This window comes from Massilibacteroides sp. (genome assembly GCF_028705895.1).
In the GTDB taxonomy this organism is placed as follows: domain Bacteria; phylum Bacteroidota; class Bacteroidia; order Bacteroidales; family Tannerellaceae; genus Massilibacteroides.
Genome location: NZ_JAQWCQ010000101.1, coordinates 1 through 4963, shown reverse-complemented (window position 1 = coordinate 4963; position 4963 = coordinate 1). Strand labels below are relative to the sequence as shown.

Below are 4963 nucleotides of genomic sequence, written 5' to 3'. Positions count from 1 at the left end.
ACTATTCTCATAAGCTATATTGTTGAAGTTAACACTCTGTTATTCTTGTAAATACAAAGTTAACTAAAATGATATAGCTTATTTCTTGCCTATCTAACTGGAATCTCCTTTTTCAAACATAGGAACTTTATTATAGTTAGTTTCTTCTCGTATTAGTCAATAGAAATACCCTCTATCTCAATCAACAACTCATCGCGGCAGACATCCGCCCACATATAGGAAACGGGAACTTCCGGTACGAGTTTGTTCATTAAGGCTTCCACCTTTGAAAAATCATCTTTATGTTTTATATATACACGCAATATCGAAAGATTCGAATCACCGGTCAACTCCGCTATATTCTCCATTGTTATGCGTAATTGTTCTTCAACGCCTACATTTTTCAGGCTGTCCTCTCCCCGGATAGCTGCTGTACCGGAGATATAAACCAACCGTTTTTCTGAAATAGTAAGACTTTTAGCCCGTTCAAACTTGGGCGTTTCTTTTTTTTCTGAAGCATTTTTCAACACTTCTTTGGAATAAGCATGAGCAGATACCTGAAGTCTGTTATCTATTGGAGTTATGACATCTTTCGGATGTTTTATAACAACAGCATCAAAATCTATCAAAATTCCCCCAAGATTAGCACCGATTCCTGTTGCTGCAGGATAACCCAACGGCCATTCCGTTTTTTTGTAAAAAGCTGCGCGGGCATTATTGAAAGATTGATAGTGTTGGTCTTTTTCATCAAAGAAGGTTATCTGTTCAATATAATTCCATTGGCGAACAATACTATTGATAGGGAATCCTTCTTTATGTAACAGCCTTTCTATTTTGTTAAAGACAAAACCGGATTGTTCGTGAATAGAAGTATTCATCACATCCCCCTGAAATCCTCCTGCAAAAAGGAAACGTCCTCTCTGATTCTCCAATATAACATAGGGTAGTCCTTCTTCTGAACGATAGCTTATCGTATCGTCTTTCTCCGGCAAATAACTGTGTACTTCCAATAACAATGGCGTATTTAAAGGAGGTTGAGAAACATAACTCAATACAGGACGATCTGCCCCAAAATAGTGTTTTAGTTGGTCAAACAAGACTGAACGACGTATTACGTACTCTTGATTGTCTGCAGGCGTTCCGAAAAACGCCAACCGCAGGATTGTTTCATTTGCCGGCAGTTGTTCCAGTAAATCAGCTACCATAGTTGGGAAATCAGCTTGGGTAGTAGTCAATAAATGATACCGTATATTATTGCAATAACTCATTATATTATATATGTTTACAAAGAATTTACATACTCCACTAATGCCTCAAGATCTTTCTTGGACACTTTCTTGTCTATTCCATGTTTATGTACTTCAAAAACTTCTTCTATGGTTGCCGCACGACCATCAAACAAATAGGGAGCCGTACGCCAGACTTCGATTAAAGTCGGTGTATCCCATCCTTTTTCAAACTCTACATCATCACCAATACGATGCATCTTCATATCTGTAAAGTAAGGGCCACTATGACATTCGTGACATTTTAGTTTTTCAAAAACTTTTCTGCCCTCTTTTGCTTTTTCGGAAAGTTGTCCATTTACCAGAAAAGGACTGGGAACAGGACGTAACCCCTTCAGGTATTCGTCAACAAACGTAGCACTTTCATCATCAATTTTAAAAAACTGAATAAATTCAAAACCTGTCCTTACAGCACGGAAAGCAGACTCACGTATTCCGGAAATCATAGCGGGAGGAGTTACGTGACTATACAATAAACTCTTACAATTTTTGGAATTTCCCACGCCATCGTTCATCAAATCCCAGTTCATACCATCCGTGCGACCATCTCCAGGGTGACAGCCATTACAGCTTTGCCATTCCTGAAAACAGTTTGCCGCATCATTAAATATACGCTCTCCTTTATGAGCCATTGTTTCTGTTCGTCCCGGATTAAGGTCAACTGCAATGATTTCATTTGTTTTAAGATCAAGAAAGTTTAACTGATCCGCAAAATACGTAGAAATAATCAACCTATTGTCAGTCAGAATCAAGTTGCGCGGACCATTACCCACAACAGGAATACGCTCACGCAATCCATATAAAAAGTGAAGATCATAATTCAGGTTTTCTTTTTCAGGATACGCCTCAAACTTATGAATCATTGCCTGATGGTCTATCACACTCACCTCATGTGTACCGGAATGAGAGATATAGAGTGATTTTTCATTACATGCAATACTCCAGACACCGGCTGCACCTCTTTCTGCCTCATCAACTAAAATTGCTCCTAAATATTCCTGTGCAGCTACATCAATAACGCTGAATGCACTGGTATTCATCCAGCCTTGTTGCAACTGCGATGTAGGCACAGTAAAGCGACCGAGATTATGAGATACATAAATATATTTCCCATCAGGAGTCAGACATATACCACGCAACGCATTACTACCATTCGCTAATTGTATATCTTTTACTTTGGTAAATGTTTTCATGTCTATAACAGATACACAAGCCGCTACAACATCAACATCAGCTCTTTGAGCCGGCAGATAGTTTGTTACAAACAAAAAACGGCCGTCTTTACTAAATATCATAGATTTAGGTTCACGCAACACGTTCACGGAACGTACCACCTTTCGTTTCTCCAGATCTACTTCCACTACCGTATTTTGAAACTGATTGCTAACATAAACATTCTTCCCATCTGTAGAAAGCAAGGGTGAACATGCCCCTGATCCGGTCGGAATAGATGCTTCCACCCTACCCGTTTCTAATTGCATAACGTGAAGTCTGCCTACAGCTTCAAAAGTTGTCACATAAGCTTTGTTGCCGTTAATAACTAATCCGGTGGGTATTTCATCCAAAGGGAATGAGTGTAACAACGTCTTTCCGTCAGCAGAGAAGACATCTACACTTTTCTTCCCTTTTTGAGTCATCAAAAGTTCTCCGCGGGAGTTTAACTTCATATCTGTTGTAAACAAAGGAGTCTGTGCTATCGCATAAGAACAACAACTGCAAACAACTAAAAGGCTAAATAATTTCGTTATTGTGTTTTTCTGTATCATGATCATAGTTACGTCTTTCTATATCCTAATTCTGATGAAATAAGCCGCGTTATTTCTTTTATATGAGTGGCGGCGCTACGTATAGCCTCCGGCGTTAAGCGATCCTTGGGACCGGATATCCAAATTGCCCCGGCCGGGTATCCTGTATAATTAAACAACGGTGCACCAATACAAATCACACCACTCAATTCTTCCTCGTTATCTAAAGCATATCCCTTTTTCCGCACCTTCTCTAATTCTTCCAGATAAGCTTCTTCCGTCGTTATCGTACGTGAATTATACCGGGTGAATTTCATATAAGAGAGATATCTGTTCCTCACAATATTAGGCAAATAAGCCATTATTGCCTTTCCGGGTGCAGAACAATGCAATTCAAAAGGTTTACCCGGAGACAGAAAGAACCGAAATGTATGAATCCCCAATGCTTGTTCAATAAAGATTCCTTTTTCTTCGCCGAGCACTCCAAAACAGGCGGTCTCTTTCACTCTGTCTCTCAATTCCTGAAGACGAGGTAATACAATCTCAAGCAAATTTTGTTCATCTAATGAACGGAAACCAAGCGTAAGTAATTTACGCGATATCCTGTAACGCTTTGAATCGTCATTATATACCAAATACTCCAAACGAACTAATGTATTCAAAATACGATAAGCTGTAGTCTGAGAAATATTCAAATCATTCTTAATGACCGGAAGCGTTTCCCCTCCTTTTCTCAAAGATAAATATTCTAATACAGCAATCCCTTTTTCTAAATTGGGTACCTTATAATTATCTTCCCCTTTTTCCATATGCGGAAGTGTGTTTTCCATATTTGAAACAAGTATTCGTATTTGAACCTAATATAAGTTACCAGGTCAGACAGGCACCAATAAATATGTAAAAATTAGTTAAGTATGCTTTTTAGCATACTTATCCTAAAACTTTATTCTTCCCTACAGTAGCTTGAAACTCTTTCAGATAGAATGGTTCAAAATAGGCGGCACTTTCAACATTCCCTGATTTATAGGCTTCTTCAGCCAAATCAGACATATCTTTTGCCAAAGGATATACATTATCTATAATAACAACACGGGGTGAGTTAACAACTTCTTTACACTTGGCAGCACCATCGCCTAATAAATAAATCGTCTGATCTCCCGGAATATCATTTAAAATATCGGGCGTTATTATCTCTGCTTTTGTTTCCCGTATTTCACGTCCTTCATTATCATACATCGCAGAATAAACCTCCATCCTACGCGCATCAAGCATAGGATAATAAATACCTGTAGCTTTATTATGCTCACGAATAACAGCCTGCGCCATGATCTTCAAGGTAGAGATTCCAATTATCGGTATGCCATACCCGAAACAAAGTCCTTTTGCCAGCGATACACCTATACGCAATCCTGTATAAGAACCCGGTCCGCTGCTAACAGCAACTGCATCCATACCACCTCTCAACTTTACCTCTTTAAGTGCCTTTTCCACAAAAACGCCAAGTAAAACAGCATGCGAAGGACCTTCCGAAGAAATTTCACTGAATACCGTCACTCCATCAACAGCTAAAGCAACCGAACAAACACGTGTTGACGTTTCAATATTTATTATACAAGCCATAGAATACATTAATTATATATTGTGCAAAAATACATTATTTCTTAATAACTAATATTTGATTAGACGCACCAATCCTCCTGTCTCAACAATTGAAAAATAAAATATTTCATATTGAGGGTACTTTTTTGATTAGATTGTAGTACTTTCGTTCATAGAGAAAGAGCTTAATAACGAGACATACTCCTTTTTTAGAAACAATTCAGCATAAATAGTTCCTATGTTTGAAAAAGGAGATTCCAGTTAGATAGGCAAGAAATAAGCTATATCATTTTAGTTAACTTTGTATTTACAAGAATAACAGAGTGTTAACTTCAACAATATAGCTTATGAGAA

At 38.2% G+C, this 4963-nt stretch carries 4 protein-coding genes; all 4 read right to left on the bottom strand.

What is annotated here, in order from left to right:
- Nucleotides 1-152: 152 nt before the first annotated feature.
- Nucleotides 153-1247, bottom strand: a complete 1095-nt coding sequence (locus PHT93_RS14975; protein WP_300244551.1) for an endoribonuclease L-PSP — start codon at nucleotides 1245-1247, stop codon at nucleotides 153-155.
- A 14-nt stretch (nucleotides 1248-1261) separates the two neighbouring features.
- On the bottom strand, nucleotides 1262-3031 hold the full coding sequence (locus PHT93_RS14970; protein WP_300244553.1) for a YVTN family beta-propeller repeat-containing protein: 1770 nt from the start codon (nucleotides 3029-3031) through the stop codon (nucleotides 1262-1264).
- Between the two features lie 8 nt (nucleotides 3032-3039).
- Nucleotides 3040-3840, bottom strand: coding sequence for an IclR family transcriptional regulator (locus PHT93_RS14965; protein WP_300244549.1), 801 nt, complete (start codon nucleotides 3838-3840; stop codon nucleotides 3040-3042).
- Between the two features lie 100 nt (nucleotides 3841-3940).
- Complete coding sequence (tsaB, locus tag PHT93_RS14960) at nucleotides 3941-4630, bottom strand: tRNA (adenosine(37)-N6)-threonylcarbamoyltransferase complex dimerization subunit type 1 TsaB (protein WP_300244547.1); 690 nt, start codon at nucleotides 4628-4630, stop codon at nucleotides 3941-3943.
- Nucleotides 4631-4963 lie beyond the last annotated feature (333 nt).

Excerpts from the sequence above, each read along its gene's own strand:
- PHT93_RS14975 (WP_300244551.1), bottom strand. The coding sequence starts at position 1,247 with ATGAGTTATTGCAATAATATACGGTATCATTTATTGACTACTACCCAA.
- PHT93_RS14970 (WP_300244553.1), bottom strand. The coding sequence starts at position 3,031 with ATGATACAGAAAAACACAATAACGAAATTATTTAGCCTTTTAGTTGTT.
- PHT93_RS14965 (WP_300244549.1), bottom strand. The coding sequence starts at position 3,840 with ATGGAAAACACACTTCCGCATATGGAAAAAGGGGAAGATAATTATAAG.
- tsaB (WP_300244547.1), bottom strand. The coding sequence starts at position 4,630 with ATGGCTTGTATAATAAATATTGAAACGTCAACACGTGTTTGTTCGGTT.